Genomic DNA, 359 nt, shown 5'->3' with positions numbered 1-359 from the left:
AATTTTTTGAAAAATGTTCGTAATATGATTTTTCACGGTATGGACGCTAATGAACAGCCGTTCTGAAATTTCGCGATTGCTGCAGCCTTGAATGAGCAGCTCCAATACATCCATCTCCCGGGCTGTCAACTGCTCGGACAGCATGTCGATATTGACCGTCCCATCATTCCCACCGTGAGCCTTGCCGCTAATCATCATCGCACCAATCGCGGCCAGCGCCGTCATATACACTTCCGCCTCTTTCGCTTCCCTTTCTTTCTTTATATGAACGGCGAGAACGCCATAGCGGCCATCGCCGACGAAAAACGGCACTTCCATCACCGGTTTGCCCTCGACATAAAGCAACGCCGGCACCTCGC

Annotated in this window: 1 protein-coding gene; it reads right to left on the bottom strand. The window is 51.0% G+C overall.

What is annotated here, in order from left to right:
* On the bottom strand, positions 1-359 hold a 359-nt coding region (locus tag BRO54_RS18990; protein ID WP_139268126.1), incomplete at both ends, for a response regulator transcription factor.

The sequence above is a fragment of the Geobacillus proteiniphilus genome, assembly GCF_001908025.1.
GTDB lineage: Bacteria > Bacillota > Bacilli > Bacillales > Anoxybacillaceae > Geobacillus > Geobacillus proteiniphilus.
This window is presented reverse-complemented; position numbering and strand designations above follow the sequence as displayed.